Here is a 25105-nt window from a genome sequence, read left to right on the forward strand (position 1 = left end):
TTACCTTATGAAGACAGGCGCACACGTGGGTCGAGCACGGCCTGAAACAGGTCGACAAGGGCATTCAGCACGACGAAGGCGACCGCGATGAAGGTCAGGGTGGCCATCACCACCGGTCGGTCGAGAAGCTGGATGGAATCGATCAGCAGCTTACCGACGCCCGGCCATGCGAAAATCGATTCCACGACCACCGCGAAGGCGAGCATGCCGCCGAACTGCAGGCCTATGATCGTCACGATCGGCACGCTGATGTTGGGAAGCGTATGGCGAAGCAGTATTCTTCGCGCGGAAAGCCCTTTGGCGCGACAGAACCGCGTGAAGTCCAGGTTTTCGACCTCGATCGTGCCCGCGCGCGACAGCCTGGCGATCAGCGCGATATTCGGGATTGCAAGCGCCAGGGCGGGGAGGGCGAGATGCCACAAGCCGCTTGCGGTGAATACACTCCATTCCACTCCCAGGATGGCCACAGTCGAACCCCGGCCGCCGGATGGGAACCAGCCCGTCAGGATGGCGCCGACGAGGATCAGCATCATGCTCAGCCAGAATGAGGGAATGCTCAGCGCGAACACGCTCGATCTCAAGATGGTCTTATCGAGCGACGTAGCTTTCCTCCGGCCGGCAAGGAGCCCCACTCCTGTGCCGACCGGAGCCGCGATGAGCATCGCCACACAGGCGAGCTCAAGCGTCGCGGGAAGCTTCGCTATGATCAGCGCGAAAGCCGGCAGGTGATAGATGTAGGACGTGCCGAAGTTTCCACGCACGACATTGTCCAGGAAGAGGAGATACTGGCGCCAGATCGGTTGATCGAGCCCGAGCGCGATCGTCGCGCGCTGAATATCCTCGGGCGTGGCGGTTTCCATATTGACGATGCTGAAGACCGGATTGCCGACGCTGTGAAGCCCGATGAAGCCGATCAGCGACATGGCGAGGAGGAGAAGGAGGGCTTGCGAAAGCCTTCCGAATGCGACTGAAACCAGGGCCATGATACTTACTCCGTCGCTGCCAGCGCCTGCATGGCGGTCGTCCAGCCACGGGGATGCATCACGTAGGAGGCGATCCGCGGCCCGTAACCGACGATGTGATGGAAGTGATAGAGGGGAATGATCGGCTGGTCGGCCATCACGAATTCTGTCGCCGCGGCAAGCGCCTTGTTCCGCTCCGGCCCGCCCTGCATGCTTTCCGCCTTGGCGAGCATCGCGTCGAAAGCCTCGTTACGATAATGCCCGAAGTTCAGGGCTCCGGTGCCACGGCCGGGATTGGGGGAGGCAAGCAGCGCATCGAGGATGACATCCACCGTTTCGCCCGAACTGCCGCCATACCACAGGGCGTAGTCGCCCGCCGCCCGCTTGGTGTTGAAGACAGAAAACGGCGAGGCGATCGGCCGGACGCTGACGCCGATGCGAGCCCAGCTCTGCGCGATGGCCTGAAGGCTTTCGGCGTCGCCGGGATAACGGCCGGCGGGACCGGCGAGAACGACGTTGAAGCCGTTCGGAAAGCCTGCCTTCGCAAGCAGTGCCTTCGCCTGCTCATAATTCGGAGCCTCAGGCTTCAGCCTGGCCGATGTGCCTGGCAGGCCGGCCGGAAAGACCTGCGCGGCGGCCGTGCCATAGCCCGAGAGGATCTTGTCGACGAGGATACCGCGATCGGTCGCCATGGCGAGCGCCCGGCGGACGGATGGGTCCTTGAAGGGGTTGGGAATGGGTTCGCCGGCCTTTCCCGTGACGTCCGGGAGCGTATTCCTGCCCACGTCGAACTGCAGGAAATTGATCCGCGCCGCGCCGATGCTGGCGATCCTGACGCCGCGATTTTTTAAGGAGGCGACATCGCGCGCGGGAATGGCGTCCGCCACGTCGACGTCGCCGGTGGCCAGCGCCGCCACGCGTGCGGCGGGGCTTTCGATGACCCGGAACGTCACTGCGGACCAAGTGGGCTTACCGCCCCAATAGTCGTCGTTTCTGCTGAGCTTCAGTGTCTCGCCGGAGCTCCAGCTCTCGAACTTGTAAGGTCCCGTGCCGACAGGGCGGCCAGTATTGAGCTCCTCGGTGGTCTGGAAGCCCTGCGCCGGCCGGTGCATCACGAAGATCGAGGAGAAGGACAGCGGCAGGTTCGGGAGATTGCCGTCCGTGTCGATGACCACGGTGAGGGGGTCTTTTGCCGCAACCGACTTGATCCCGGTCAGATAGGACCGAAAGCCGCCGCTCGGTGGCTTCAGGACATCGCGGATGCGCTCGATCGTATAGACGACATCGTCCGCCGTGAACGTCGAGCCGTCGTGAAAACGGACATCGTCGCGAAGCTTGAACTCCCATTGCGTGGCAGAGACGGCGCGCCAGGAGACCGCGAGTTCGGGCCTGAGGTCGAGATGCTCATCCTGGTAGACCAGCCGTTCGTAGATGTGGGAGAGCAGCGACGTGTTCTCGTTGAGGTTCGCGTAATGCGGATCGAGCGTCATCAGCTTGTACGAGGTCGCGATCCGCAGTTCCTGAGCCCCCGCCACCCCGGCCAGCACGCTCCAGGCGGTAAGCAGGATCAGCGGCGCGGTGAGCATGAGCCGACGCAATGGATTTCCGAGTGTCATCATGAAGTTCCCTTTTTTGATTTTTGGCGCGGCCGACGCCGCCGCAGCGGAAGCGATCCCACCACGCATGTCTGTTGAGATGATTTCTTCAGGGATCCGGCTCGCACCGTTTGGCCTCGCCAGCCCTCCCGATAAGCAGCCCCGAAGCGCAATCCTCCGATCACAAAAGGCATCACCACGTCAGCGGAGGCGAACGAAAACCAATAATTTCCTAGGGGGAATCGAAACGGTGAACCTGACCTACGGCAGACGCGCGGTGCTAAACGCCGTGAAGGGCTCCCTGCATCGCCGCCGTCACCTGACGACGTACGCTCCCACGAGACGATATCTCCGCGTCGATCTTCAGCAAGTCGGCGATGAGGGAACGAAGCTGCGCCCAGGGATACTCTTCGCTCGAAGCGGATGGTTGCCATCTGAAGAGCATGGCATCGAGCTTGACAGTCGCACCTAAGATCGATTCCGCCGGCGTATCCCACAGCCTTCCGGCCAGCTCGTCCTCAATGGCGGCCGCGCGTTCCTCTTCCTGGACCGCTTCGCAATATCCGATCTCCTGGTCGGCGGCCTTCCAGGCTTCAGGCGCATCGGATGGCGTGCCAACCATCTCGAACAGCCTCTGTTCGAGCCCCTGCTGCCGCAGACATGATTCGATCAACCGGTGCCGCGCCACGCACCATTGCTCCCAAATGGTAAAGGCAAGATCGTCATTTTGGATATCCAAGGGGCTCGTAAGTCGGGCTGCAAGCCCAGGATGTGTGGGAAAAGACGCCGTCACGAAGGAATGGAGGTCTCCCTGCGTGACCCTAGACAAAGTTCTGCTATTGTCGGAATCAGCCATGATCCGAGCTCCCGTAAGCTTAGGTTGTGGTCAGGCTGCATGCGGTGTGCCAGCACCGGATGCAGCTGCTAGTAGCACTTACGTAGCACACGAGATCCGATTGATCAATTCGAAATCACATGAGTTTAACAAAATCACCGGCACGCAACTGCGCGCGGCGCGAGCAATGCTTCGTTGGAGTGCAAAGGACCTTGCGCAAGCTGCGGGAATTGGTGTCGCGACAGTCAGTCGCGCAGAGGTCGAAGACGGAGTGCCTTCCGTGACGACTGCAAATCTAAAGGCCATGCAACTGGCTTTGGAAACCGCCGGAATAGAATTTATCCCCGAAAACGGCGGCGGAGTCGGTGTTCGTCTCAAGAAGCCGGGGGCGTAGCGTACCCTCTGCACCCCGGCCAGTGCTGGGCAGGCCAAGCGCTGATCTACACAGCAAGGGGCCTAAATTGGATGCCAATAAGAGGTGAACTTTGGACGCCGATTGACACTACATGTGCCGTAGAGCTCATCGAGTTCGTGCGAATCCATTCGATCACCCGTCGTCCATGGCTTGTGTGTTTGGCACGACTCCTTGTGGAATTCAATGGCGCGGGGTTTCTCGCTTAAGGGGCTGGTTGTCTAAATGAGGAAATCAGGAAATAGCTAAATAGAGAAGCTCCTATGGCTCCTAAGTGCGCTCGAAGGGATAGGCTAACGTATCTCTCAGCCACTCTAAGGCATTCATTGCCCATGAGACGCATCGCCGAGGCTTGGCAACGCTCCAGGCTCTAAAGCCGCTATTGACGAGATTGTATCGATCCTCAGTATTTGAGGCAAAAGGTGCAAGCTGAAAGTCATTTGCCAAGGAAGTCTTCAATTTAATGAAGCAGGTGTGTGAGGTGTCTGTCTGGCCGTTGATCGTCCATCCCTTTGGCTTTGCGAGCCAGGTGGAATCTCCACGAATGCATCGCTCGCTTACGTGTTCTACTAGTTTTCCGTTGTCGGAAATATCGCTTGTGATCTGAATCCCGCTCACGAAACGCTGATCATTTTGCGGCGTCCATTGCACACGGATTACGAGATCCCGATCGCTTAGCTGCTGCAAGTAGTCAAGCGTATCAAAGTTAACCCAGCCACCCCTCATATCTGTTCCTGATCCGTTCACCATGAATTGGTGGTAAATGAGGATTTTGTCCGTGAGCCGCACGCGGATTCAGCCCTGAATCGGGACGTGCTCCAGGAGATCCGTGTCCAGGTTGAGTTGGCGCGCGTTCATGTGGCGTCGAACCAAAGAAGTTCAGCGAGAGTGCTGTCATCGGGCTGTAGACGGCACTGGATCACAAGCATTGCCGGCGACCGGATGGATTTAGTGCGTACAACGTCGCCGACCCGAATTGTCATAATTTTTCCCATTGCACATAGTAGTCGCCAAATCGGCGCCGACCGCGTTTGCGTCTGCTAATAAGGACACGGATGACCGCTTGCATAAGCAAGTCCGGCGGGTCGTCTTCCAACTCTTGTAAGATGTCGTCAATCGTTTCCCTCTTGGTCCAGGACGTGCCCATAAAGATGTATGTGACGCGATATAGGGTCATGGTGCAGCCATATCGCGCCGGTCACCACCCGCTCCTGAATGGGTAGGGGAGGGTAGTCATGAAATTCTTGGCTGCCCTGATCGGATCCGCGATATTTCGGAATTGCTGCTTCTCCTCGACCGTGATGGCGAACAACTGGCCGCCCATGCGGAGAAACAGCTTGTTGTGTTCCATGCCTATCCCAGTCTCGCCGCTCTCCGGCATGCGATCGGTCAAAGCTTCGGCGATGTGATTGTAGATCTCGTTGCGCGTGGTCATGGCAAATCTCTTTCACTCACCAATGTGTTTCGTGATCTCGGCTGTGAGGAGAATTGCCACGATGACGAAGAGAATGGCAATGGCAAAGTTTCCCGATGCCGTCGCTTCGAACAAACCAAGAAACTTGATGCTGAGCGAGGATTGCATGGGCAGACCTTTCACCAAAATTAAAGTGATGGCCTGCTGCCTGCTGTGCACTGTGCCGGGCAACGGCTAAATCTGCAAGGGGTAGCGCGGCATGAATTACAGGGATCACGCCGCTGCTCACAGGGCTAGCTCCTTCTGTCCGGTGACGGCGTGCCAAAAGTCCAGGCGATCGCCGATGCTATTCCCTGCGGGAGCCGTTTGAAGCACTGTGTTCATGGGCAGCGGCCAACGGCGACAAGATTGAGGCAGCCACGCTACGCTATGGCAACATGGGAAATCGTCGCTGACAGTGTCGCTATGACCGCTTCTGGCGCGCAGGGGACATGACTATGCCGCGGAACTATGTCACCTTCCAGGCCATGCAATGACGACCGATACGAACCTTCACTCGCAAATTAATCAATTCAGATCAATGGCTTAGGCGCAGGGATTCTCGAGTTCCGGATGGTTAGGAGCGTAAGGGAATTCAGACACAATTGCTCCGAACACGCGCTCTCGCCGATCACTCGCGTGCATGGAAAAATCAATGGTCCAGCCGAGGAGCCTTGAAGAGGAACTAGATGAGCGTCACGCCGTGGCACGCGCTGCATATCTCAATCGTGACATAGTCGCATATGGTGCGCTGTTCTCACCCGATCTGGCATAAGCAGCCTCCCGGCCGGGAATGATCGGCCTAAAGCCGAAAAGGATCAATTGCCGGATCAGGCATAGGCGGTACCGGCGAGCGCCGCCCCAACCCCAACCGTCCCTCGATCAATCAGGTCCAGGAAAATACGGTTCGCATCGTTCGTGTCGCGCGTGCGGCCAAAGAGCACATGCGCCTGAATGAATGCTACGCTCCATACAGACGCGATCATGCCGGCGGCAAGATGCGCATCAGGATCGTCACGCGAGCGGTTGGCGGCATCGGCGAGGACATCGGCTAGCGCGCGGACAAAGTCGTCGCGCATCTGGCGGGCACGCGCCTTGAGCGATTCGCTGGCGAGCGCCGTTTCCACAAACAGGTATGTGCCGCCAAAGAGCGGATAGGAAGGATGAGGCTGCTCAATCAAGCGATGCGCCAAAGCACCTAACGCGTGAATGGGCGAGGTGCCCGCATCACGCGTTTGGATGGCCGCAAACGCGATGTCCCTCATCTCCTGCTCCCGATCGAAGAACATGTCCTCCTTTCGGGGAAAGTGGTTGAACACCGTCATTCGCCCCACGTCGGCAGCCGCGGCAATTTCGTCGATCGTCACGTGGTCGAAGCCCCGCTCAAAGAAGAGGCGGGTCGCAACATCGGAGATGGTTTGGCGCGTTACCAAGCGCTTTCGCGTTCGCCGCTTGATGGCTGACTCAGACATGCCTTGCTTTCTATACGCAGTATATTTATGTATCGAGTATATTTTACACAGATTCGATATTGAGGGCTCCTTGGTCAATCCGTCAACCTCCGTCTTCTCCCCTACCCATGTTGACCACCCGTCGGTGCTGGTCAGCGGCGCAAGCTTCGCCGGTTTGGCAACCGCCTATTGGATGACAAAGCTCGGCTATCGCGTGACGGTCATTGAACTTGCTAGCAGTTTGCGGCGAGGCGGCACCCCGGTCGATATCGAGGGCGAGACGATAGAGATCCTGTCCCGCATGGGGATGATGGAAGCGGTACGTGCAAAAGCGCTTCCTCCGCGCGACCTTGAATTCAAGGACGAGGAGGATGCCACTTTGGGCGGGTTGACGGCAGCCTCCGGGCCTGACGATCCATCGGGGCTACGATACGAGATCCATCGCAATGATCTGCTCGACATCCTGTTCGAGTCGATCGACGGCTCCGTCGAAATATTGTTCGGACGATCCTTGAGCCAATTGGAGGATGGGCCAGCAGGCGTCGCAGTTACATTCAGCGATGGCTCGCGGGGCGACTATGCGCTGGTGCTTGGATGCGACGGCAATCGCTCCAATACCAGAGAGCTTGTGTTCGGAGACTCCGACTCATCGTCCTATTTCATGGGTGGCTACTTCTATCTGCGAGTAGTGCCGGAGTCCGGCATGCTTCCAGCGAACAAGACGCAGATCTTCAGCGTGCCGGGCCTGACGGCCATGCTGAATGGTTATGACGATCGCACCGACATCGCCCTAGCGTTTCGCTCCGATCACCAGATCGTCTACGACTATCGCGACAAGGAGCAGCAGCGCCGCCTCATCCATGATCACTTCGACGGGCTCGGATGGAAGGTACCGGCCATGCTCGCTCACGTCGACACGGATGGCGACTTCTACTTCGACCGGGCGAACCAGATCAGGATGCAGCGCTGGTCCAAGGGGCGGGTGGCGCTAGTTGGTGACGCGGGATACTGCGTTTCCCCCGTCGCCGGCATGGGAGGATCCATGGCCCTGATCGGCGCGGCGCGGCTGGCCGACGCTCTTCGGCGCCATCCGGGCGATCATGCCGCCGCCTTCCAGGAGTACGAAGACAAGCTGCGACCCTTTGTGGAAGAGGTGCAGGAGAGAGCAGCCACCGACGGCATGTCATTGCTGTTTCCGGGGGATGAGCTCGAACTTGCGGAGCGCGACCGCAAGCTCCGCGAAGGGACAATAAATCTGTGAGACTCAGCACCACCCTTAGAAGTTTCGTCCAGTGAGCAACGCGCCCACGGCGTAATTGTCGGTGAACGCCGGAAAGGGGACGCGTATAGCTGCTGTTTAAACCGTCCTAGGCCTGTATTCGGAGTGGTGACGCAAACATCAGATGTCGTCGGGCGACGCCCTTTGATATCCCGGCAATAGCGACCGCCATCATACGGCGGATGGTCACATTGAAGCGTCCGACGACGCATTTGATTGGGGGTAGCGCCGTCGGACCCTGCATTCACCGGATCGGGGGTGGCATCCAATCCGACGGCTGACAGGATGACATCTACCAAAGGTTTAATGAAGCTGCCCGGACGGGTGGTTCCGGAATCGCAAGGATACGGATTTTTGCAGGATCCCCGGGCAGGAAGGACCAGGCGGAAGACGGATCAAGACGAGGGTCTCGGCTGGGTTCTCTTAACAGCCGCCTTCGCAAAAAAAAGCCGGACGTTAGGTCGGGCCGAGCCGGGCGGGAGCGCATCAAACTGTCGCCCTATCAAGGCCCCAGTGGTCTGAAATGAATTGCCCTGCCTGGTGGGGCCAGACAGGGCAGCAACAGGAGCACTATTGAACGCGCGAGTGGGGGTGAACTGGAGTCCAGTAACTTGCGCAACTCAATCTATCATTGTGCGCAAGATTTGTGAATACTACCATTCATATCTAGGCCGGACATGAGGAACCAGAGCCAGGTTCTTTCGCGCGGACTACTCGCAAACGGTTTCGCGGACGACCACCCGATGAGGATGGCGATAGCCGTAGCGCCTTTCTGTCCAGCACCGGCGATGATAGCTGTGCGCGGGTCGTTCCATTTCGTTTTGCATAAGGCTGCTGCGCGGCGACCCACCTTTAAATGTAATCGGTCAGGAGCTCTGCTGGCGGATACCGACCAAAGTCCCGACCAAGGGGAGACTTACGCCTTGGAGTTCATGACGCCCATCAGAATGGATGGACTCGTCGTCTGCATAAGTAGGCGGTGGCGACTGAGGGTTTATACGTGCTCTCGCCTCCAAGACTGAGGAAGCGGTATTATGCCCTTTCGGAAATTCACATCTATTCCAAATGATCCCAATTTCCGCGAGGCATTATTGCGTTGGGCTCGCCAGCTTGTCGGATCCGAGGCAATCGCAAGACGTGTGGCTCAGCGGACGATCGATGTGCTATGCGACAATCCCAACCTCCTCGACGGACGTGACGTAAACGAAGCGATTTTCACGCTATTGCGTCGGCACGCGTTCGATGAGGCCGAATTGTCTTCCGCGAATAGCCTTCGAGATGATGGCGCCATTTCTGAAAAGCGGCCTGTATGCTGATGTGGACGGCCCATTGCTTGTTAGCAATTAGCCCTGCCTCGGGGGGTCTGAGGCAGGGCTGTGAGGCTAAGCAATTAACCTCGAATGCAAAGATCCGGTTGGGCAGATCCGTTCGCACGGTCATTCTCTAAGCGGCCTTCCTGAAATGAGCATGGAGGCTCCGCTTGCCAGTCGCAGGCAACGCGAAAGCCGAGATGAACGTGCTAGATTTTCACGTCTTTCCATATCGGCTTGCGAATAATCCTGATCTCCGTGAGCCGTCGCACGCTCATACCGACGAGCTCTCTCGATGGAGGGCTTACCAGGTGGGCGGTCAGATAGTCCTTCCTCTTGCATTGCTTGCATCGGAACTGCTTTGCGATTTGCCGAACCGAGATGTTTCCGCATAGCTGCAGGAGATCCACCGGCTCGTAGAAGCGCTTCACCTGGCAAAACGCACAGTCGATTTTGACGTAGTAGGCCCCTGTCGCGTAATCGCGCAACGTTGACGCTGACAGCACCTCTACCCGGCTCGGAGCTTTCTCGGGCATTTATCATGCGCTGGGCTCAGCGCCGCCCTCTTCTTTGAATGATATGGCGTTGACGAAGATGCCGATGGTCTCATCCATGCTTGCGCCGGCCTTCGTCCATGTTGCTGCGCTCGTCATGCCTCTGACGCTCACTATTGCGCAGGCCTCGCCGGCCTCGTCGTCAATGGCGACTTCCAGCGAACCAACATGAATGCCGTCCGGAGCGAGGTAAATGCCGACACAGTGGAAGTGGACTTCCGTCCGGTCCGCCACGGCCGATATTAGCTCTGGTTCCACCTGATCTGCCGGAATTTCGCTCGGAGGAGACCAATAATAGAATGGCTCGATGCGGGGGTAATCCCGCAGAGTGTCGAGGATTTGCTGCACGCGATCGAGATGACTGCGTAGGGCAGGAGATTTCATCATCCCGCGATCCTTGAAGCGTTTGTCGTAACAACGAATGTTCACATGGCGCACGAATTCGCTAAGGGCCATTGCATCGCTGCCGCTGATCGTCATGGTGTCAGCCTTCGGCCTCGGCCCGTCACTGCCTTCGTCAGCATCATTTTCCAGATAGATCACGTCACCCATGGCGGTTCTCCTCCAATCTGGCCATGTCATAGGCGCCAAGCCCTTTCAGCACGCTCCTGGCGTCGCTAATCCGACGCTGAAACGCATCCGATTTGGCGACTGCTCCGTCGCGCCGACGCTGGTCAAAAACATCCTCGCCAAGGAATGCGACGAGATCCCTGAAAACCTCTGCGTCGTGGGGCGTAATGGTGTAGCCGGTCGTTTGCATGGCACACGTCTCCGTTCCGCCGGGGTGGCGGTTCGTTTCCTCGAATTTTGTGTAAACCCAGGCCATTAGCCTTGTTTGTTCTATAGATGTTCTCATTTTGGAGAAGAGTCAAGTCCGCGGCGGGTGGCCAGAATAGCACCGTTGACGCGTAGCTGATGGTGCCTTGGCATGGGCAGAATTACATGAGCCATGCAACAAGGAAAAGATCCGGGTCGAGGTTCAACGTAGGCACTTGCTTTCGCGGCCGAATTCTCGTCTGCGGGGCAGTTGGCCGGAATCGGCTGCGTGATCCTTGTTGTCTGATTGCTCGGTCAGAGCGGCATAAAGCTCTACGAAGAAGTCAGGGCGGTGGGATTTCGCAGCCCGTTTATCTTCATGCGCCGCCGGGCTACGCAGTCGATTGGCGACAGCACAACGACCGAACAGCGCCGACTTGTTCAGGGTGGACTTAGTGACGTTTAAGTAGCTTAATTGCGGGGCCGCTGTCGGGGACGGGATGCCCGACGAGAGCGAAGGGGGGAGTGCCGAATGTCATCTCGGAAGGCGATCATTTCGTTGCCCGACAAGCCGCGGGTAGCAAGGACTCCTTTTGGAGCGAGGATCGTAATCCACGCCACCGCCGCCGAGACCGGGGGAGCCCTTGGCATGTGGGAGACGTTCACCCCACCGGGACAGGGGCCAGCGCCTCATACCCATACCCGGGAGACCGAAATCTTCCGAGTGATAAAGGGACTATATCGCTTCGAATGCGGAGGCGAGATATTCGATGCGCCGCCGGGGGCGGTGGTCGTCCTACCACCTCATGTCCAGCATGCGTGGAGAAACATCAGCGACGAACCTGGTCAGATGTTCGGGACCGTCATTCCCGGCGGCTGCGAGCAATTGTTCATCGACATCGAGGCGCTTCAGGCCGACACACCTGAGAAGATCGCCGTAATCGAAGCGCGACTGGGGATCATGAACGAGATGACGAGGGCACTCGGGCTGGGCACTAGGGTGTAGCGGACACCCGGTTGTCGATCGCCGCAGTGACCGCACCCAGCAAGTCCTGGTGCCGTACTGGCTTCGTCAGGAATTCGACAGCACCAGCCTTCATCGCTCGTAGCTAACTTGGGATACGGGCGTGGGAACCGCTCATCCGCCCAATCGCCACACCATGATAATGTCGTCGACTTCCCTGCCTCCATCAAGCACTCCGCCGGGAATTCGGCCGACCTCGACAAATCCATGGCGCAGATAGAACTGCATCGCCACCGCATTCTCCGCATTGACCGCGAGTTCCAGCTGCGCAATTCCAAGACGTCTTGCGTAATCCGAAACCGCGGCCAGAAGATCGGCAGCGATCCCGGTTCCACGCTCACTCTTTCGCAGATAGACACTCACGATGGTTGCGCGATGCGCCATTTTCCTCGGTCGATGACACGACAGGCCCATCATCCCAACCGGCTCCTTATTGATGAATGCGACGAAAACCGGCTCGCTCAACCGGTTACGCCACTCCTCGTCCGGAAGATCTACCCAATCGTCGTGGACGCTCGCAAATGAGGACGGGTCGCACGAAAGTGCCTCCAGACGAATGCGGCGGAAGATTTCGACATCGTCGACTGACAGGCGCCTAATCAATAGCCTTCGTGCGTTTGGCGACATGTCCATCTCCAGTAGGGTAGGCTGGTTATGACGGGTGAGGGAGCCGCATGTTTTTCTCTAAGGGAGTTTGCTACGACGACCGTGCCCACCGCCACTCTGGCGGCGGAACGCGAATTTCCTCGCTCTTCATGCGCGCCGTCAGCCCCGCCCAAATCGGATCGCCGGTAAAACTCGCGAGATCACCGCATGTCTCGGCAAGCGTCTGCTTGCCGTAGAGCTCGAGCAGATCCATCACGGTCTCATTCTCCAAGTCCGCGAAGGGGGAACCATTATGCGGCTTCAGCACGCGATGTCCCCATACGCCTGGACGGACGTCGGCGCGGAGGGCGTGCAACAAACTGGTTTCACCTGTTTTCTGAAGCGCTGTCGCAAGAACATGACGCATGAGGGGATAGTAGGCGACCTGACGACATCCACCGAGAACGCGTGTTCCAGGCAGGATGGAGATCACCAGAAACGTCATAAACAGGCTGGGCACGATTCTACGTTGCCGGAGCGCCACGGCGATACTCGCGGGTTTGAACCGTACGTCCGGCCGGGATCCTTTGACGTCCCAAAGGAGGCCATCTTTCAACCGCAAGGGAAAAATCTTGCCGTCAGCCAACCCCCAGAAGAGGTCTGTTGTCCTGCGGATCCATCCTGCCCATGGCCCGGCGTCAAGTTCATCGATCGCCTCCAGGATGGCGGAAGCCCATGCGCCATCTCCACCGATGCACTTTGACAGCCACGAGTCCGTATCCTCAAGGTGATCGGCTACGAGATCAGCGACGTCGATGTCGTCAAGCTGAAGCAACCGAACCTGCCTCGGAAAAAACCGCGCCCATAGGGCCTGATTTCCGGCCTTGATCGCCTCGGCGGCCGATGCGAAATCTTCACTGGGCAGGATCGTTTTCAGCCTTTCCACCGATGGATTGGCCGCTTGTCCGCTTTCGCGTCCCGACAGCAGGAAACGATAGGGACCGTTTGATCCGCATAGGCTATAGGCGTCCATTCGGCTTCGCGGAAGACCGAACACATTGATCGGTTCGTTCTCAAGATTGAGCCAACCGGGACCCTTCTTCGCCTTCTCGATGAATTTGACAGTGGAGGCGCCATACCAGATATGCCATTGAAGTCGACGAGCGCTAAGACCAAGCAGGCTGAACAGATGTGTGTAAAAGGCATCGGGCTCTATCAACAGATGGCAATGCGGTCCGGTTTGCATGACCGGCGCCGTGGTCAATTGTTCCGCGGCCTCTCGCGCCTGCGCGCGATCCGCACCTGACCTTAGCGCTGTTCGTTCGACACAGGCTTGCAGCCGGATCATCGCATCGCGGCGGATAGCGCAACCGGCTCGGTGGCTCTCGACTTCGTAGAGAGCTCTCGCATAATCCTTGAGCTCTCGGTTCCAAAACTGGTCAAGACCTGGCATCACGTGTGACAAGGCCTTCTTCAGGTCCGCCAAAGTCAAACACCCGTTGGAACTTGCATCCATGCGTGTCTGGTTCCCTTGTTTTGAACGGCGATGTCAGAACCGTCCGGCGGGGCGAGCAGCGCGCCATGCCCAAGGCTCATCGAGCGGCGGCGCTGTCTCGCGCGCGAAAACGAGAGGCAGCTGCTCGTAGCAAAACTCTTCCGGAATCGCCGGCTTCACCATTGAGCTGACGAAATCTAGCAGGGAAGCGGCCGAATTGGACGACACTATCGTGTAGAAATTGCCACTGTTCCAGGTGACGACGGAACAGCTGAAATACGCCCTCAGAGCTGAAATCGTGGTTTCCAGGTCGACTTGATAATCTGCCATCGTGTCGAGAACTTCGCGCTTCTTTGCGACGATCTGCGTCTGCGAAAAGTAGCGTGACTTGAAGTCTTCGTCCTTTTGACGCTCGCGAGCGAAGTAGGCCTTGATGTCTGGGTGTATCAGCTTTTGAACCTGTATCAGCAATCCGCCAGCCCGAATCCGCGGGGCTATGACGGAGAGCTGGGCTTCCCGATCGCGGCCATACATCTGGAAGGTCGTATCCTCCAGCACCAGGTCATATCCGTCTCGAAACGGTTGAAGATTATCATCGGTAGCATAGCGCTCGTCGTCCAGTTCGAAGAATGGACCGTGATGGAAATGGGCATGCTCACTTCCCCGGCGTGCGAAGAAACTGCTGCGATTGCCGTCTGTCGGGCTGCAGCACAGGGTTTTCAGCCTTCCGTCGCCCAGTCTTGCCAGCGCTCTTGCAAGAGTGCCAGCTCCCGCCCCGAGCGTATAGACGGCAGCGGCTTGCCGCCTCCGTCCCCATGCGCCCAGAGCAAAGGCGAGCATTGCGGCACCCATTCGGCACTCCTCTTCCAGGCGATAGGGAATACTTGCGAAATAATGATTGTCGAAATTCCCCCAAAGGCGGCGGTGCGTGTCCCAGAACACCATGGAGTCGAGATCGAATTCCAGGAGCGATAAGTCGGGTTCGGGAGTGCCAAGGTCAGGCATTCCGCCAAGACCGCGTGCGGTTCGCTCGAAAAACGGCGCGAACGCGTTCAGGCGGGGCGCCTTTTGCCAAGCATCAATCGTCTGCCTATCCACCATGATCCAATCCTTCCTGTAAGGCCGAAAGGAGCAGCCGCGTCGCGATAGGACCGCGGTTCCAGACAAGACTACGGCTTGCTGCAGCGCAGGCTCCTTGAATGCACAGATGTCATCGAAGAGGGATGGCGCTGCAATCGGTCGATTTTATCAGATTGACGGACAAGCGGAGGTTGTCGGATTGGCACCGAATGGCATTGGCTCACACATCAATGATCTCCAGGAAACTCGCCCTGGCGACCGCTTGGTAAAGCGTCCTGGCGCCGAGCTTGCGCCTGGCCAGGCGGAGATAAAGCCGTATTGTCCCTTCGGAAATCTGTAGTCTAGCGGCAATCTGCTTGGGGATCTCGCCGCGCGCGATAAGCTGCAGGCACTCCCGCTCGCGTCGAGACAACATATCGCGAGCGCCGCTTGCCCGAAGACCGGAGACAAGTACGGCCTTATCATGCAGATAATGGGAGAGAACCTGCAGTTCCCAGATGCTGGCATCACGAAGTCTCCGCCAGTCCGACCGGTTCGCAGCCGACGTTACCGAAAAAAGGGAACGCTCTCCGTTGGCCCCTCTCACAGGCATGGTGAGGCCATGTCTGCCGACGCCAAACCCTCTTGCATCCCTCAAGAAGGCTTTGCCCTTTAGGGATTGCGCGCGTAACGCATGCCAGTCCACCGGGAGAAAGCCGGTACGGCTGATCTCGATGACGGGATCAATTTCGAAATAGTTTCTTCGTAAATAGATATCCGTCCATTCGGGCGGATAGGTCGTGCAGAAGAAGGGATAGGGAAGGGGAGAAATACCGGCACGAACGACAAGCAAAGTTGCATGTGCAAAGCCATATCCGCGGCGGATTTCCGAGAGAACGAATTGCAAGTCATCGGCCTGCCGCGCATTTTCCAGTGTGTTCAGCACAGATGACAGTCGCATTTCCTCTGCATGCGGCCGCGCCATCAGCCTTTTACTCGGGCAGTGCAGCGTTTGACGAAACCCATTCCCAGCCCGCCACTATCCAATGATCATCCTCGAAATCTTGTCGGATCTGGTGGCCGAACGTGCTTATGGTCTGAATGCACCCCATCCGAATCCGTCAGAATACGCGATCTCCAAAATTGTCGGCCGATGACACATGAGCAATATGAGGATTCATCAAGTCTGGCGGCAACATGGAAGGCCGGCGCCCCAGGGGGTTACGAGCATTGAACTTCATGTTGCTTGGGACCATGCAAGGAGCCTCGTAGCCAAGGAGCCGAGCCGCGAGCGGCCGCTTTCTGTGTTCTAACGTCGAAACCGAAGTTTGATTCCGACACCGCCGAACTTGCTCGAAACAAAAAAAATAGTACCCGTTAAGCGCGAATGACGTTATCATAAATTGTTCATAAACACCGGGAAATGCGAGTCACGGCGGGAGGCCGTGGTCGCTGAGATAGTCTGGCGTTGCGGAACCCGGCACTTTGCGAACAGACGAAAGGGAGGACTGACGCAACCGGACTGGAGACAACTTTATGGATAGTGATCTTCGCTCTCTCATCGACATGACCGAGACCGCCCACGATGAACGCATGGTCAAGAGCGCTCTGAAGACATTCACTCATTCATGTGGCTTCGAGCGTTTCGCGTTTCTGCGGACCGAGGGCCTACAAATCCGAACATTCAATTCGTATTCGGAGGAATGGCAGGGCGTTTATTTCGAAAGTCAGTATTCGTTAATCGACCCAGTTATCACCGAAGCCAAACGTCGCATGGACATGTTTAGCTGGAGGGCCGACGACTGGCCGGCGCGGGGATCCTCTGAACTCAGGCGCTTTCGAGACCAGGCAATTAAGCATGGCATTCGTAGCGGCGTGACGATACCCGTCGCAGGAAGCTTCGGCTCCACGATGATGCTGACCTTTGCGTCCTCTGCACAGTCCGCAGACATTTCGAAACTTCAGGATCGACAAAAGGCGATTCATGCAGTTCTCGCGGTCCACTACGGCCTGAAAATCATCGCCGCCTCTACCATTTTTGCACCAAAGCGATTGCTTTCTCCCCGGGAAGCCATGTGTGTCATGTGGGCCGCGAAAGGCAAAACCGCTCCAGAAACCGCCACCCTGACGGGGATCAATGCGAGGACGGTGCAGCATTATCTTGATAGCGCGCGTCGCAAGCTCGAAGCTGCGACGGTTCCACAACTTGTCGCAATCGCAAAGGATCACGGATTGGTCTAATCTTCACTTCTCGTCGTCGAGCGGAACCTCAGGGACATAACCGAGAATGTCGATGATTTCCGAAAGCTCTTGCTGTTGTGCCTCGGATTTCTTCTGGCGCGCGAGATATTCGTCCTGCAGACTGGCGAGGACATCGTCGGAGACCGACGGGTCCGCCGACGCGCGGGTCCATTCTTCATAAACGGCCTCGTCCGCGACAAGAAGGCGGCGGTGTTCAAGGATCGCGGAAACAGCCAGCGCTTCCAGCTTCGACTCTGGCATCGACCGGTAGCGAGATTCACGCGCGGCCTGTTCGTCTGCCTCGGATGAGCTGGCCTCAATCATCCCTGTCTTCTCCTGCTTTATTTTTGCGGTCGCCAATATCCGAGGCTTACTGGCATCACGCATGGTTGCGGTCGATTACCAACTTTCTGAAGGTCGAAAGGGAAATTGATTTTTTGCGGGTCATCGCCCAACATGCGCACCCTTTGGCGTCCCACATAGCCTTGATTTTGCGAACAAAATAGCTTTGTCGAGTATACTCCGTGGTGAAATACTCTGCAAGAGGTTGCTCTCTCGATCATGGAGATTCGAGAGGTGCTTGCACGAAACTTGAAAGCTGCGCGTCTGGCCAAAGGCTTGTCGCAAGAAGAACTCGCGCATCGAGCAGGTATTGACCGAACCTACATCAGCTCCCTGGAACGCAGCATATACAATGCCAGTATCGACGTGGTGGATCGCTTGGCAAAAGTCTTAGAAACAGAAGCGTCTGATCTGCTGAAACGGCGGCCGGAAAAGAAGTGAAGCCGCGATCCTGACTGACGAAAATTGTCGCAGGACTTTACGATAGATATCGCCTGAACTATATATTCTCCACAAGGAGAATGATTATGGCCACCGCTACTCGCGCTTACACGCCCACCGAAGCTGCAGCGCTCAGCGAGATTGCAGTAAAGTCGGTGCATAATGCAATCGACAAGCGGATCATCGCTGCCCATTTAGGACGTGGAGGGCGGGAACTTACCGACGAGGATCTATTGCGCCTCAAGCTCTGGTACGGCGTCGGATCGATCCTCACGGCCGAGCGCCGCAAACGATTGTTCGAGACAATTGACCGGAATCCCGACGCCGATACGGTGAGGGCAGATGACTATTTGATCGTCGACGTAGCGCGGGCGAGGGAGCAGCTGGCCGCGCGTGCAGACGCCCTTCGAGAGGCCGAGCAGAAGATCCAGACTGTGAAGGGCGTCGCAGGCGGCGAGCCGGTGTTCACCGGAACTCGAATTCCGGTGCGCATGATCGCTGCTATGAGACAGCAAGGTGCCAGTACGGCAGAGATCGTCGAGGGCTATCCTTCCGTCACAGCGCGGATGGTGGAACTCGCCGAAATTTGGGCGGCGGCTCACCCTGCTAGAGGGCGCCCAAAAAAGCTGTCGGAACAGGGATTGAAGGTGAAATCGGTGAAGCGTTTGCCGCTGGCCAAAGTTGATTCCTGAAAATCCTCGGGCGCCGCTTCTTGAAATTCCTTATCGATGAATGCCTGCACACCTCGCTCGTGGCTGTGGCGCAAGAACACGGCCACGACTGCTTTCATGTCAATTGGCTTGGTCTTAGCGGCGAGACTGATTGGGACCTGATGCCCCGCATTCTCGCGGATGATTTCACGTTCGTGACGAACAACGCACGCGACTTCAGGAAACTGTCCGCGAAAGAGGAGCTGCATGCTGGCCTGGTAATCATCGTGCCGCAGGTCCTGCCGGGTTTGCAGCGCGAATTATTCATGGCGGTGCTGCAGGAACTTGCCGATTCCCAAGAGATCGTGAATGAAGTGGTGGAGATTGCCATCGAAGATGGTGACGTTATCCTGACGCGCTATGCGCTGCCGGAATAACGTCAATTTCCGCCAATGCCGGAGAGATCGATCCGAATTCCCGCCCGATCAACCTCCTCATTCGTGTCCGATTGCTTTTCCGGTGTCGCCACTGCCTCGTCATCGACCGAATTCACTTCGCTTTGCTGCGGCAGTTCTATGGCACCTCCCGGATCCGCTGCGTGGAATACGCTTACGCCTTCAAATTCACCCGTTTTCCAGGCATAAACGGCATCCTCGAAAATCTGCGGGAAAACCTCTTCGCTCTTGGGGTTGCCGTACCACCTGGCTACGATCCTTAGAACCTTGGCGAACAGTGCGGTTCCTTTATGAAGGTTTTCGCAAGGCTCCACGAGGTCCGGTAACAAGTCGGCAGCGTCCTTGGAGCCGACGCCAGCGGGGAGCTGCGTCAGGCCGACGCGAACGACGGCCTGTCCGACATATTGCCTCGCGATCGCCATTGCCTCGTCGACCGACTTCGCCTTCGGCACGAGGACCAATCGGCCGCCGGATTTGACCGTGACGGCGAAGGGATCCTCCGAGCCTGCGGCTGCCACGAACTGCTCGACGACCGGGGGCCTGAGTGAAGGATCGGCGCATTCCTTGATAAACGTAGGATCCAACATGACGTCTCCTCGGGCTTCAGGTGTTGAACGAAAAAACGAGCGGTTTTGCGAAGAGCTTTGCCCAGGCGATGGCGCTAGCGTGCTGGATCGCAACGATAGACGTCCCTCTGGTCCACCATCCGTTGCCGACGGCGATGATCAGGTCGGGGTCGTCGAGCATCGATTGCAGCACCGGCCAGACGATCAGTTGCTCGTAGCAGATCAGCGGCGCGCCTCGCGCACTCCCAAGATCGACAATGGGATTTGCGAAGAAGTGCGCTCTCGCTCCGCCGCTCTGGCCGAACCACGTCCGCCAGGGCTGCCACATCGAGCCCGGCACCGGCATGCGTTCGCGATAGAGGACCCTGGCGTCGGTTGCGGAGATGGCAACGAGCACGTTGTCGTAGCCAGCCGCATCCACTGTGGTAGCCCCAGTGACCGCCGTAACGTCCGTATCTTCAAGAGCCTTGACCCACAGCCGTTCGACCGACGGCGTCCAGAAGCCCAAGGCGCTCTCGGGCAGCACGATCATTGGGCTGCCACCAACTCCACGAACCTTCACCGTTGCAATCAGATCACGGTGGCGTTGAATGCTGGTGTCACGGCCGAGCGATGACCCCATTTCGAGATCGACGCCCTGCCAACCATCGGGTAGATGCGGCCCGGTCCAGGTAGCGGCGGACCAAAGCCAAAAGCCTGCGAAGGCGATCATGACAGCCGGCCACATGCGGGTTACGAGGCCCATGAGGCCGGCTGTCGTTGCCGCCAGTCCCCACCATCCCCATCCCGGAAACAGAATGCCGGCCGCCGTCACCGGATGTGCCCAGCCGATGATACCGAGGGGTGGAAATGCCATGAGGACCATCGCAGCAAGATAGTGATATGGGCGAACACGGGAGCGCTTTGTCCAGAGGGCCGTATGCACGCCAACAAAACTCACAGACGCACACAACCATAGCAACAGACCGGGCCAAAGGTCCGACGAATAGAAAGTTGCGACGCCCTGCGGCAGACCACGTGACGCCGCAAGAAAGTATTCGGCAGAAACAAGCGCCGCCACCCATCTCGTTTGCGCCCGCGCCCAAAGAATCGGGAACGCCAGTGCGGTCGGAAGCAGCAAGATATGACCACTCCATCCAACTATTCCGGCGACAATCGAAACTGCGATAAGCGGTACCGGCTGGAAGCAATCATGGCGCATCGGTCAATACCGGTTGCGCGAGACCCAGGATCCCGGAAGCGGGGACGGGACCAAAATAGCGGGAGTCAAAGGACCCAGCGAAAGCCGAATGAAGGAAGATGCAGCCCTCTGGCACGATCCCTCCGCCGAAAGGCGTCAGCGACCGTCCCTGCCTATCTCGCTGTGCAATGGTGGAGGAGGCAACCGGGCGGCCATCCACGGTCACACTGGCGCCGACGTCGACCCGTTGTCCCGCAACGGCCATCACCATCTTGATCAAAGGTGCAACCCCACTTGGGCACAAGCCGGAGCGCAGATAGCCGCGACTGCGCGCCTCCTGCATGGCTGGCGTCCGAGGCGGGCAAACGAAGACCAGATCGCCAACGGCCGCCGGGCGATCGAGTTCGACGATACGCCAGAGACCGAGTGGCTCGCTGGGCGTAAGATTGAGCCGGAAGCCACCGAGCCAGGCGGCCGCGATCGCGCCGAGAAGTGCCGCAGTGATTACCGCCAAGATAAGAGACAGAGCTTTTCCTGGTCGCCTCAACGACGATGCTTCAACAAGAAAAATGTTCATTTCAGCGACAGCCCCTCGGTCCTGCTCAGGCGAAGCGTCTCGGCCTGTTTCAGGGCTTCGACCGTTCGCTCATTGGCGTTCAGCTGTTGCACTGTACGCATCAGGCTCCATGCCGATTGGACCTCCGCCTTCTGAGCTGGGTTCATGCCCGCCGTGACCGACCTAAAGGTTTCCCCGTTCGCCTCTTTGGCGCCCAGGGGCAGGAAGGTCCGTTCACCGAAACGCTCGGCAACCGCCTTGGCAAATCCCTCCAGCTCCGCCTTCACCATTTTATCGGCAAGCGCGAACTCGAGCGCCGACGGAAGATCGTTTCGATCAATGGCGTCGCGCACCCGCTCGAGCGTCTGGCGTGCACCTGGCGACAGCGCCGGAATGTCGATTGCGACCCTGCGACGAGCCGCCATTTCATCAGCCTGATACCGCTGTTCCGCCTGTCTGCGCTGACGCAGGTAATCGCTGAGACTCTGCACCAGGGTTGGTACATTGCCTTCCGCCCACTCGCGTTCCTGCCTGTCGGCGCGGCTTGTGAGCAGGCCGGTCTTCCCCTTGAGGGTACCAAAACTTTCCGGCTCGTCGGCGATCTTCGCCAGTGTCGATCTGGCGGTCGCTCCATCCTTCAGTATGGCGTCGACGTTGACGGCCTTGAAGGCGGCTTCCGGCTGCGCATAGACGAGATGGAAGCGGGTCGAGACGTCTTCCCATTGCTTCTTGAGACCGGGATCGGCTTCGACCTTTTCGGCAACCGCTTGCTCGACCGTTTTCGTAGATATCGTGATGCCGGCAACCATTGGGCTGACCTCATTGGTGCTTGGGGATTGGGTCGGTTTGGGGCTGGCACTGAGGCCGAGTTGGACGCCGACGGCGAGGAGCCGGTGGGCAAGACCGGCGAGTTTCTGTTTCTGGCGGATCGTCCATTCAACCCGGTCGCGGACAACCGTTCGGGCGACATTGACGATATGGAAGCCGCGGGCTTCGGCAAAACGCAGTGCCTGGCGATAGAGACTGCCCTTCTCGTAGTCGAGCGTGGTTTCCTTGGCTTGTCTGCGTGACAGGATCTCGACCAGGCCGCCGGCCAAAGCAAAGGATCGGGTACCGTAATAGACGCGGAGATCCTCGCGATGACGGGTCATGGCCACATAGGTCAAATGCCGATCAAGCGAGAGTGACGCGAGCACCTTCACTCGGTCGACGGTAGCGCCCTGGCTCTTATGGATCGTGGTGGCATAACCATGGTCGAGATTGTTGTAGAACCGCTGTTCGACGATAATCTGTCGCCGGTGCTCGCCCTCGCCGATCTCGGCGACAATACGGTTTTGAGCGGTTTCGACGACCTTGCCGAGCATGCCGTTCTTGACGCCGAGCGATCCTTCGTTCTTCAGAAAGACGATCTGGTCGCCGATGGCGAAGTTGCGGTGCCCGTCCTCCGTGCGGAATGCAAAACCTTCACCAAGGATGCCACGCGTGACGAGCTCGGCCCGCGCCATGTCGTTGAGCATTCGCACGTCGCGCCGGAGGTGGGCGAGGATCAATGTCGTCTTCGTCGGGTCGAAGTCCCGGCTCCAATCGGCGATAAGCCTATACGCTGTCTCGTCCTTCAGTCTCAAACCGATCATTCGGCCATGAACGGTATAGGCACCGATAGCCTTGCGGATGTTGCCGCGGGCGAGGTCGAGCGACGCATCGCGCATCCATTGCTCGCGCTGGCGATAGATGGTTTCGAGTTCGGAGTAACCTATGCGGTCGGCAATCGCCCGGAACGCGGCGCCGGCTTCGATCGGCTGGAGCTGTTCGGGATCACCAACCAGGACAAGCTTGGCGCCGGCCTTGGTCACCGTCTCGACCAGCTGCGCCATCTGCCGCGACGACACCATGCCGGCCTCGTCGAGAACGAAGACCGTCTTTGCGTCAAGCTGGTTTCGGCCGCGGCTCCAGCGAAGCTCCCAGGATGAAAGCGTACGCGAGGCGATCCCTGCTTCCTTCTCCAGCCCTTCGGCAGCCTTGCCGGCGAGTGCGCCACCCACGACACGATAGCCGGCGGCTTCCCACGCTTCACGCGCTGCCGTCATCATCGTGGTCTTGCCGGCGCCGGCACGGCCTATGATCGCTGCGATCCGTTCGGGTCCAGCGACATGTTCGATCGCTGTCCTCTGCTCCTCCGATAAGCGCGAATGGCGCGCGAACGTCCTCTCGAGCACTGCTTCCCGAACGCCATGTGAAGATCGCCCTGAGAGCCAGATTGCACGGTTGGCCATCTCTGCTTCAAGCCGGATCAGCTCGCGCGTCGTGTACCTGGCCGGCACTCGGGTTCCGGTCGCGAACGAGATCCTCTCGCGCTCGAGACGGAGCGCTTCAGGGCTCTGCAGGACGCGAACCATCAGGTTTTGGAAAAGGACGGCATCGTCAACATAGCGATGCAGGATCTTCGCAACGTCTTCGGCATCGAAGACGCTCTTCTCGCGGGTGATCAGGTCGAGGACGATCTCCGGCCGGCGCTGGATGCGTCGTGTGTTCTCGCTTCGCCGCTTCTCCTGCAGCTCGATCCGTTCGAGCTTTGGCGGCCCTGCCGACGACTTGATCTTCGCCTGCTCGGCCTTCCGGTCGATAGCCGTCGCGCCGACACCGACATGGATGGTCGGCTCCACGTCGACACCCTGTTTTTCGAAGGACCGGCCATCGACGCGAATATCGAGCCCGGTCATCGCCAGATGCCGGTTTTGGCAGGCGAACCAGCCATCGCGAAGAATGTTGAAGTCGTCGGGGCTGCCAGCCCAGAGTTCGTAGACGATCTTGCCGGCGTCGTTGCGGATCGGGTTTCCGTCCAGCCCGCGAACCGCAACCTTCTTGGCACCGAACCCGTCCTCAGTGAGCGGCCTCAACGTCGTCATCAGATGCACATGCGGGTTGCCCGGTGCATCGTGATAGACCCAGTCGGCGACCATTCCGTTAGCGGTGATGTGCCGCTCGACGAAATCCCGAACAAGCGCGATATTCTGCTCGGCCGTCAGTTCGACGGGCAACGCGATCGTCACATCCTTGGCGATTTGGGCATCGGATCGCTTCTCGAAAACCTCGACCTTGTTCCAGAAGGCTTCCGACGCACCTGAGACCGGACGATCGGCGATCATCGACCGCAACCATTCGGGTGCGTCTGAGGGGATGACGAACTCCTCATGCAGGAGGCCTTGCTTGCGGGTGTAGTCGATCGTCCGCGCTTCCCGCTCGTAGTCCATCTTGGCGCAGTGGCGATAGGCCGCCGACAGCACAGCGCTGCGGCCGGAGCCACGGGCGACGACGCTGACGGAGAAATGAGGTACGGCCACGGCGGCATAAGCTCCCGAATGCGAAGGAAATCGACGCGTTTGTCGGGAGCGGCGGCCCTTCCGGGGTCTCTCAGCAACACGTCGCATCAGCGACGTATAATTGCGCCCTTGGAACCCGCTCCTTCGGAACGGCCGGGATCATTCACCAAAGCATCGCCACTGGCGATTGTAGGATTCACCGTAGTGCGTCGCGCACCCTCATCCGAAAGACTGGCTTTCAAAGACACGCTTTCTCAGCCAGGAGACGATCGGAAATGAAGAGACCTTCCTCGAAAATCCGCGACGAAATCGCCAAGCTGCAGGAGCAGCTCAAGGCTGCGGAAACGCGCGAGGCCGAGCGGATCGGCCGCATTGCTTTGAAGGCTGGTCTCGGAGAAATCGAGAGCGACGAAGCCGATCTTCAGGTAGCCTTCGAGGACATCGCGAAGCGCCTCCGAGGAAGCCAGGATGGCGGGAGCGAGGCCGCGACTGGCGGCAAAAAAGGCGATGGCGGAGGCGCGGCGGGTGCATCGACCGCGGCGGTCTCGCCTGGCACGGCTCAGGGCGGCAATGGCGAGGCTTGA

The 25105-nt window shown here is 58.5% G+C and carries 25 protein-coding genes; 9 read left to right on the top strand and 16 right to left on the bottom strand.

Going from position 1 to position 25105, the window contains the following annotated elements; translation table 11 throughout:
• Nucleotides 1–5: 5 nt before the first annotated feature.
• From FHT84_RS20420 to FHT84_RS20430, 3 genes are all read right to left on the bottom strand, one after another.
• The gene (locus FHT84_RS20420; protein ID WP_112342896.1) at nucleotides 6–983 is read right to left on the bottom strand and encodes an ABC transporter permease; all 978 of its coding nucleotides are present in this window, start codon (nucleotides 981–983) and stop codon (nucleotides 6–8) included.
• 5 nt (nucleotides 984–988) lie between these two features.
• Nucleotides 989–2578 carry an ABC transporter substrate-binding protein gene (locus tag FHT84_RS20425; protein ID WP_113249044.1) on the bottom strand — a complete coding sequence of 530 codons (1590 nt, stop codon included), beginning with the start codon at nucleotides 2576–2578 and terminating at the stop codon, nucleotides 989–991.
• A gap of 259 nt (nucleotides 2579–2837) precedes the next feature.
• Nucleotides 2838–3296, bottom strand: coding sequence for a hypothetical protein (locus tag FHT84_RS20430; protein ID WP_246721539.1), 459 nt, complete (start codon nucleotides 3294–3296; stop codon nucleotides 2838–2840).
• 217 nt (nucleotides 3297–3513) lie between these two features.
• Between FHT84_RS20430 and FHT84_RS20435 the strand changes: the two genes are divergently transcribed.
• Nucleotides 3514–3786 (top strand): helix-turn-helix domain-containing protein, encoded by a 273-nt coding sequence (locus FHT84_RS20435; RefSeq protein WP_113248562.1) that lies wholly within the window; start codon nucleotides 3514–3516, stop codon nucleotides 3784–3786.
• Nucleotides 3787–5002: 1216 nt separating this feature from the next.
• Here the strand turns inward: FHT84_RS20435 and FHT84_RS20440 are convergent.
• Complete coding sequence (locus tag FHT84_RS20440) at nucleotides 5003–5239, bottom strand: hypothetical protein (protein WP_169645938.1); 237 nt, start codon at nucleotides 5237–5239, stop codon at nucleotides 5003–5005.
• A 61-nt stretch (nucleotides 5240–5300) separates the two neighbouring features.
• Between FHT84_RS20440 and FHT84_RS20445 the strand changes: the two genes are divergently transcribed.
• Entirely contained in the window at nucleotides 5301–5456 is a 156-nt protein-coding gene (locus FHT84_RS20445) for a hypothetical protein (RefSeq protein ID WP_162736903.1), read from the top strand.
• Between the two features lie 631 nt (nucleotides 5457–6087).
• Here the strand turns inward: FHT84_RS20445 and FHT84_RS20450 are convergent.
• Nucleotides 6088–6729 carry a TetR/AcrR family transcriptional regulator gene (locus tag FHT84_RS20450; protein ID WP_113249045.1) on the bottom strand — a complete coding sequence of 214 codons (642 nt, stop codon included), beginning with the start codon at nucleotides 6727–6729 and terminating at the stop codon, nucleotides 6088–6090.
• Nucleotides 6730–6799: 70 nt separating this feature from the next.
• On the opposite strand from FHT84_RS20450, the gene FHT84_RS20455 reads away from it, so the two are divergent.
• Nucleotides 6800–7969: an FAD-dependent monooxygenase gene (locus tag FHT84_RS20455; RefSeq protein ID WP_162736904.1), complete on the top strand. Its 1170-nt coding sequence runs from the start codon at nucleotides 6800–6802 to the stop codon at nucleotides 7967–7969.
• A 1867-nt stretch (nucleotides 7970–9836) separates the two neighbouring features.
• On the opposite strand, the gene FHT84_RS20460 is transcribed toward FHT84_RS20455, so the two are convergent.
• Entirely contained in the window at nucleotides 9837–10403 is a 567-nt protein-coding gene (locus FHT84_RS20460) for a hypothetical protein (RefSeq protein WP_183763867.1), read from the bottom strand.
• The gene (locus FHT84_RS20465; RefSeq protein WP_162736905.1) at nucleotides 10396–10611 is read right to left on the bottom strand and encodes a hypothetical protein; all 216 of its coding nucleotides are present in this window, start codon (nucleotides 10609–10611) and stop codon (nucleotides 10396–10398) included. Before FHT84_RS20465 ends, FHT84_RS20460 begins: the two co-directional genes overlap by 8 nt.
• A gap of 528 nt (nucleotides 10612–11139) precedes the next feature.
• Here FHT84_RS20465 and FHT84_RS20470 point away from each other — a divergent pair.
• Nucleotides 11140–11613 (top strand): cupin domain-containing protein, encoded by a 474-nt coding sequence (locus tag FHT84_RS20470; protein ID WP_113248571.1) that lies wholly within the window; start codon nucleotides 11140–11142, stop codon nucleotides 11611–11613.
• A 132-nt stretch (nucleotides 11614–11745) separates the two neighbouring features.
• Here the strand turns inward: FHT84_RS20470 and FHT84_RS20475 are convergent, their stop codons facing one another.
• From FHT84_RS20475 to FHT84_RS20490, 4 genes are all read right to left on the bottom strand, one after another.
• Nucleotides 11746–12264: a GNAT family N-acetyltransferase gene (locus FHT84_RS20475; RefSeq protein ID WP_113248572.1), complete on the bottom strand. Its 519-nt coding sequence runs from the start codon at nucleotides 12262–12264 to the stop codon at nucleotides 11746–11748.
• 64 nt (nucleotides 12265–12328) lie between these two features.
• Nucleotides 12329–13732 (bottom strand): hypothetical protein, encoded by a 1404-nt coding sequence (locus FHT84_RS20480; RefSeq protein WP_113248573.1) that lies wholly within the window; start codon nucleotides 13730–13732, stop codon nucleotides 12329–12331.
• Between the two features lie 33 nt (nucleotides 13733–13765).
• Complete coding sequence (locus tag FHT84_RS20485; protein WP_183763870.1) at nucleotides 13766–14812, bottom strand: class I SAM-dependent methyltransferase; 1047 nt, start codon at nucleotides 14810–14812, stop codon at nucleotides 13766–13768.
• Between the two features lie 199 nt (nucleotides 14813–15011).
• Nucleotides 15012–15731, bottom strand: coding sequence for a LuxR family transcriptional regulator (locus FHT84_RS20490; protein ID WP_113249046.1), 720 nt, complete (start codon nucleotides 15729–15731; stop codon nucleotides 15012–15014).
• A gap of 575 nt (nucleotides 15732–16306) precedes the next feature.
• Here FHT84_RS20490 and FHT84_RS20495 point away from each other — a divergent pair.
• A complete protein-coding gene (locus tag FHT84_RS20495) occupies nucleotides 16307–17011 on the top strand; it encodes an autoinducer binding domain-containing protein (RefSeq protein WP_112342879.1) in 705 nt (234 codons plus the stop codon).
• A gap of 3 nt (nucleotides 17012–17014) precedes the next feature.
• Here the strand turns inward: FHT84_RS20495 and FHT84_RS20500 are convergent, their stop codons facing one another.
• Nucleotides 17015–17335, bottom strand: a complete 321-nt coding sequence (locus FHT84_RS20500; RefSeq protein ID WP_113248574.1) for a transcriptional repressor TraM — start codon at nucleotides 17333–17335, stop codon at nucleotides 17015–17017.
• Nucleotides 17336–17572: 237 nt separating this feature from the next.
• Here FHT84_RS20500 and FHT84_RS20505 point away from each other — a divergent pair, with 237 nt between their 5' ends.
• From FHT84_RS20505 to FHT84_RS20515, 3 genes are all read left to right on the top strand, one after another.
• Nucleotides 17573–17794 (top strand): helix-turn-helix transcriptional regulator, encoded by a 222-nt coding sequence (locus FHT84_RS20505; RefSeq protein WP_112342877.1) that lies wholly within the window; start codon nucleotides 17573–17575, stop codon nucleotides 17792–17794.
• Between the two features lie 86 nt (nucleotides 17795–17880).
• Entirely contained in the window at nucleotides 17881–18486 is a 606-nt protein-coding gene (locus tag FHT84_RS20510; RefSeq protein WP_112342876.1) for a DUF433 domain-containing protein, read from the top strand.
• Nucleotides 18487–18506: 20 nt separating this feature from the next.
• Nucleotides 18507–18881 (top strand): DUF5615 family PIN-like protein, encoded by a 375-nt coding sequence (locus tag FHT84_RS20515; RefSeq protein ID WP_113248575.1) that lies wholly within the window; start codon nucleotides 18507–18509, stop codon nucleotides 18879–18881.
• Nucleotides 18882–18883: 2 nt separating this feature from the next.
• Here the strand turns inward: FHT84_RS20515 and FHT84_RS20520 are convergent, their stop codons facing one another.
• Genes FHT84_RS20520 through traA form a run of 4 tightly spaced genes read right to left on the bottom strand, consistent with a single transcriptional unit; the run spans nucleotide 18884 to nucleotide 24542 of the window.
• Nucleotides 18884–19486 carry a TraH family protein gene (locus tag FHT84_RS20520; RefSeq protein WP_113248576.1) on the bottom strand — a complete coding sequence of 201 codons (603 nt, stop codon included), beginning with the start codon at nucleotides 19484–19486 and terminating at the stop codon, nucleotides 18884–18886.
• 16 nt (nucleotides 19487–19502) lie between these two features.
• Nucleotides 19503–20666, bottom strand: coding sequence for a conjugal transfer protein TraB (locus tag FHT84_RS20525; protein WP_113248577.1), 1164 nt, complete (start codon nucleotides 20664–20666; stop codon nucleotides 19503–19505).
• The gene (gene traF, locus FHT84_RS20530) at nucleotides 20656–21222 is read right to left on the bottom strand and encodes a conjugative transfer signal peptidase TraF (RefSeq protein WP_183763873.1); all 567 of its coding nucleotides are present in this window, start codon (nucleotides 21220–21222) and stop codon (nucleotides 20656–20658) included. The genes FHT84_RS20525 and traF overlap by 11 nt, the downstream gene beginning before the upstream one ends.
• Nucleotides 21219–24542, bottom strand: coding sequence for a Ti-type conjugative transfer relaxase TraA (traA, locus tag FHT84_RS20535; RefSeq protein WP_183763875.1), 3324 nt, complete (start codon nucleotides 24540–24542; stop codon nucleotides 21219–21221). The genes traF and traA overlap by 4 nt, the downstream gene beginning before the upstream one ends.
• 254 nt (nucleotides 24543–24796) lie before the next feature.
• On the opposite strand from traA, the gene traC reads away from it, so the two are divergent.
• Entirely contained in the window at nucleotides 24797–25105 is a 309-nt protein-coding gene (gene traC, locus FHT84_RS20540) for a conjugal transfer protein TraC (RefSeq protein ID WP_113248580.1), read from the top strand.

The sequence above is a fragment of the Rhizobium sp. BK289 genome (assembly GCF_014193575.1).
Classification (GTDB): domain Bacteria; phylum Pseudomonadota; class Alphaproteobacteria; order Rhizobiales; family Rhizobiaceae; genus Rhizobium; species Rhizobium tropici_C.